We start from the raw sequence: 3,814 nt of genomic DNA, 5'->3' as shown, positions 1-3,814 counted from the left end.
ACCGCGAGCTGCTCGACGAACAACGGCACCTGCCGCGCATGCAGCACCACCAGCGAGCCGGCCAGCACCAGCAGCCCGACCACGTAGGGCCCGGCGCCGCGCGTGACGAAGTCGCCGAACAGCATGCCGACGAAGATGATCAGCGGGACCGCTGCCAGCCAGGCGCCGAGGCCGGTCAGCAGCACGACCGGCCACGGCCGGTTCTCGGTGGGCGCCATCAGGGAATCGCTCATGCGGTGGCTCCGGTGCGTGCGTGGCGGCGTGCGAGGTGCATCACGCCCGAGACGCTGGCGGCCAGCAGGCCGGCGGCGGACAGGCCCAGCAGCAGCAGCCGGCCGATCTCGTCGCCACCGCTGTGGCGATCGAACAGCAAGTGCGTGAGCCCGGCGACGAGCAGCGCGTTCAGCCCGAGGGCCACGGCGCTGAGCCCGTAGATGTCGAACAGGTGCCGATTGGCCAGCACCACCGCGGCGATGCCCAGCACCGCCAGCGCCAGCGCGTAGTGCGCGCCGCTGCGGTCACCGAACACCGCGCTGGCGCCGCTCACGCAGACCATCACGACGGCCAGCGTCACCGCGGTGCGCTCGCCCCACAGGCCGCCACCGGTGAGGCGCTGCCACGCCGGATGCAGCGCGGCCACCAGCGCGATCGCCGCGCTCCAGCCGATCAGGTGGGCCGGCAGGTCCTGCGGCTCGATGCGCCAGCGGTGACCGGTGTGCGCGACGATCCACAGCGAGATGCCGCTCATCGCAACCAGCGCGAACGGGGCCCACAGCACGTCGCTGCGCGCGCCCAGGCACAGCGGCAGCGCGAGCGCGGCCCACAGCGCGAACAGCTGCCAGGCGTCGGCGCCGGTCTGGTAGGTCTGGCCGAAGAAGGCGAACAGGCCGCCGATCCCGAGCAGCGCCAGCAGCCCGAGCGGCGCGCGCAAGGCGGGCCGCCACAGCGCGCCGGCGCACATCACCACGACGCTGCCTTGCAGCAACGCGAAGCGGCCGGTGCGGCCCAGCGTGTCCCAGTTGGCGGCGATCCAGAAGATCAGGCCCAGCCCGCCGAGCGCGGCGGCCAGCACCGCAATGCCTTGCGGCAGGCGCTGCGAGAGCGCGGGTGGTTCGTCGTGCAGGTCCATGGCTCCTCCGGGATGTGGCGCGATGGTAGCGATGCACCGAGCCGTCCGGCGCTGGCAGGTGCAGCGAGTGCCGCGGCTTGCCACCGCCGGGTGCGCACAGCGATACCGTGTCGGGGTCAGTCCGGCGCGTCGAGGTTGTCCGTCACCCGCTGCAGCAGCGCCAGCAGCTGCCGCTGCTCGGTCGCGCTGAACCCCGACACGGCCCGTGCATTCAGCTTGCGCGCCTGCTGCTGCAGCGTGCGCAGCACCGCCTGGCCGTCGGGCGTCAGCGACAGCGCGACGCTGCGCCGATCCGCCTCGTCGGCCTGCGCGTCGAGCAGGCCGCGCTCGCGCAGGCCCTTGATCAGCCGTGCGAGCTGTGCCTTGTCGCGCCCGCTGTGCTGCGACAGCTCGCTCTGCGTCGCGCCGGGGTGGCGGCCGAAGTAGCCGAGCACCTTGCTCTCCATGTGCGTGATGTCGTGCGGCCCGTCGCGCAGCACCTGGTACTGCTGCCCGCGGTACTGGTGCATCACCGTGTGGATCAGCTCCAGCACGTCGTCTTCCACACGGGGCGCTGCTTTGCCCTGATGGTTGACATTGTCATCTTGTTTGCCCATGATGGGGGATATTGTCAACCATTTCGAAAGCGGGCCCATGACGGCAGAAACATCCACCCGGCGCGTGCAGCGCGTCCAGCATGAGATCAGGCGGCGCGAGCTGCGCGTCGTGCGCGTCGAGGCCACCAGCCCCGGCTTCCGGCGCATCGTGGTGGCCGGCGAGCMGATGGCGGGTTTCGTCAGCGCATCGTTCGACGACCATGTGAAGCTCTTCATCGACACCGGTGCGGCCGAGCCGGTGCGCCGCGACTACACGCCGCGCCGCCACGATGCCGCGGCGGGCGAGCTGACGCTGGATTTCGCGCTGCACGACGACGGCCCGGCGTCCGACTGGGCGGCGCGTGCGCAGCCCGGCGACGCGCTGACCGTGGCCGGCCCGCGCGGCTCGTTCATCATCCCGCTCGACTACGACTGGCACCTGCTGATCGGTGACGCGAGCGCGCTGCCGGCGATCGAGCGCCGGCTCGAGGAGCTGCCGGCCGGCACGCGCGCGATCGTGCTGCTGCAGCTCGATGCGGCCGACCGCCGGCCGCTGGCGAGTGCCGCCGCGCTGCAGGTGCAGCATGTCGACAGCGACGATGCGCTGCTCGCCGCGGCCCGGGCGCTCACGCTGCCGCCCGGCGACGGCTACGCCTGGTGCGCCGGCGAGGCCGCGGTGATGGCGGCGCTGCGCCGCGTGCTGGTCGACGAGAAGGGCCACGACCGCCACGCGATCCGCGCGGCCGCGTACTGGAAGCGCGGTGTCATCGCGCACCACGAGAACCTCGGCGACTGAAGGGAGCCACCATGTCCAACAGAACCTTGCCGCTCGACGACCACCTGCTCGACTACCTCATCGCCCACTCGGTGCGCGAGCACCCGGCGCAGGCGGCGCTGCGCGAGGCAACGCGGCGGCATCCGCATGCGGGCATGCAGATCTCGCCCGAGCAGGGGCAGTTCATGTCGCTGCTGGTGCGATTGATCGGCGCGCGCCGCACGATCGAGGTCGGCGTGTTCACCGGCTACAGCGCGCTGACGGTGGCGCTCGCGCTGCCCGATGACGGCCGGCTGCTCGCCTGCGATATCAACGACGACTACACCCGCGTCGGCCGGCCGTTCTGGCAGCAGGCGGGCGTCGCGCACAAGATCGACCTGCAGATCGCGCCGGCGTTGCTGACGCTCGATGCACGCCTCGCGGCGGGCGAGGCCGGGCACTACGACTTCGCGTTCATCGATGCCGACAAGCGCGGCTATGACGCGTATGTCGAGCGCTGCCTGCAGCTGCTGCGCCCGGGCGGGCTGATCGCGATCGACAACGTGCTGTGGAGCGGCGAGGTCGCGCACCCGGCCGCGGCCGGCACCGACACTGCGGCGCTGCAGGCGCTCAACGAGAAGCTGCATCGCGACGAGCGGGTGGATGTGTCGATGCTGCCGATCGGCGACGGGCTCACTCTCGCGCGCAAGCGCTAGGGCTCAGCCCCACACCTCCTGCGCGGTCTCGACGACGAGCCTGAGCTTCGCCCGCTGCGCCTCCACCGCGATGTCGTTGCCGTGCACCGTGCTGCTGAAGCCGCACTGCGGCGACAGGCACAGCTGCTCCAGCGGCACGTACTTCGCGGCCTCGTCGATGCGGCGCTTCAGGTCGTCTTTCGACTCCAGCTCGCCGAGCTTGGTCGTGACCAGGCCCAGCACCACCGTCTTGCCCTTCGGCAGGAAGCGCAGCGGCCTGAAATCGCCGCTGCGCGCGTCGTCGTACTCGAGAAAGTACGCATCGACGTCCATCTCCGACAGCAGCGCCTGCGCCACCGGCTCGTAGCCGCCCTGCGCCGCCCAGGTGCTCTTGAAATTGCCGCGGCACAGGTGCACTGCGAGCGTCATGCCGGCCGGCTTCTGCGCCACCACGCGGTTGATGAAACCGGCGTAGCGGTGCGGCAGCTCGTCGGGGTCGTCGCCGCGCTGGCGGGCCGCCTCGCGCATCTTGTCGTCGCACAGGTAGGCGAGGTTGGTGTCGTCCATCTGCACATAGGTCGCGCCGGCCGCGGCCAGCGAGCGCAGTTCGTCGCCGTAAGCGTTCGCCACGTCCTGGTAGAACGGCTCCAGGTCCGGGTAG

General features: G+C 71.4%; 6 protein-coding genes. 2 read left to right on the top strand and 4 right to left on the bottom strand.

All coding sequences use genetic code 11. The features are described 5' to 3' along the window. The 3 genes from AC1D15_RS21355 to AC1D15_RS21345 form a co-directional block, all read right to left on the bottom strand. On the bottom strand, positions 1-233 hold a 233-nt coding region (locus AC1D15_RS21355; protein WP_477827548.1), incomplete at its 3' end, for a DUF4401 domain-containing protein. Continuing rightward, the gene (locus AC1D15_RS21350) at positions 230-1,129 is read right to left on the bottom strand and encodes a DUF2157 domain-containing protein (protein WP_477827547.1); all 900 of its coding nucleotides are present in this window, start codon (positions 1,127-1,129) and stop codon (positions 230-232) included. The genes AC1D15_RS21355 and AC1D15_RS21350, both read right to left, overlap by 4 nt. A 116-nt stretch (positions 1,130-1,245) precedes the next feature. Then, positions 1,246-1,674, bottom strand: a complete 429-nt coding sequence (locus tag AC1D15_RS21345; protein ID WP_465110721.1) for a MarR family winged helix-turn-helix transcriptional regulator — start codon at positions 1,672-1,674, stop codon at positions 1,246-1,248. Between the two features lie 88 nt (positions 1,675-1,762). On the opposite strand from AC1D15_RS21345, the gene AC1D15_RS21340 reads away from it, so the two are divergent. Beyond that, positions 1,763-2,500 carry a siderophore-interacting protein gene (locus AC1D15_RS21340; protein ID WP_477827546.1) on the top strand — a complete coding sequence of 246 codons (738 nt, stop codon included), beginning with the start codon at positions 1,763-1,765 and terminating at the stop codon, positions 2,498-2,500. A gap of 11 nt (positions 2,501-2,511) precedes the next feature. After that, entirely contained in the window at positions 2,512-3,174 is a 663-nt protein-coding gene (locus AC1D15_RS21335; protein WP_477827545.1) for a class I SAM-dependent methyltransferase, read from the top strand. Positions 3,175-3,177: 3 nt separating this feature from the next. Here the strand turns inward: AC1D15_RS21335 and AC1D15_RS21330 are convergent. Then, the coding region (locus tag AC1D15_RS21330) for a uroporphyrinogen decarboxylase/cobalamine-independent methonine synthase family protein (protein ID WP_477827544.1) at positions 3,178-3,814 on the bottom strand (637 nt) is incomplete at its 5' end.

The organism is Rhizobacter sp. P2_H2 (assembly GCF_056403375.1).
This window is presented reverse-complemented; position numbering and strand designations above follow the sequence as displayed.

What these genes read in the sequence shown, in the direction of transcription:
- AC1D15_RS21350 (WP_477827547.1), bottom strand. Translation starts at nt 1,129, where the DNA reads ATGGACCTGCACGACGAACCACCCGCGCTCTCGCAGCGCCTGCCGCAA.
- AC1D15_RS21335 (WP_477827545.1), top strand. Translation starts at nt 2,512, where the DNA reads ATGTCCAACAGAACCTTGCCGCTCGACGACCACCTGCTCGACTACCTC.